The following is a 239-nucleotide window of genomic DNA, read 5'->3' as shown; positions in this document are numbered from 1 at the left end:
ATTCCCTGATAGCTCAGTTGGTAGAGCACTCGACTGTTAATCGAGTTGTCACAGGTTCGAGTCCTGTTCGGGGAGCCATTTCTTTTAAAGTAACTGGCCTTTTCATGGAGAGGTGTCCGAGCTGGCCGAAGGAGCACGATTGGAAATCGTGTAGGCGTCACAAGCGTCTCGAGGGTTCGAATCCCTCTCTCTCCGCCATAAGAACTTTTACATGAAACAAAGCTTGTATACGAGGCCCG

The 239-nt window shown here is 49.8% G+C and carries 2 tRNA genes; both read left to right on the top strand.

Going from position 1 to position 239, the window contains the following annotated elements:
• Positions 1-2 precede the first annotated feature (2 nt).
• Positions 3-78, top strand: a tRNA-Asn gene (locus A8709_RS13030).
• Between the two features lie 28 nt (positions 79-106).
• Positions 107-198: transfer RNA gene (locus tag A8709_RS13025), tRNA-Ser, on the top strand.
• Positions 199-239: the final 41 nt, after the last annotated feature.

Source organism: Paenibacillus pectinilyticus, from assembly GCF_001700435.1.
Classification (GTDB): domain Bacteria; phylum Bacillota; class Bacilli; order Paenibacillales; family NBRC-103111; genus Paenibacillus_E; species Paenibacillus_E pectinilyticus.
Note: the sequence above shows the minus strand (reverse complement) of the source record. Positions and strands in the feature narration are given on the sequence as shown.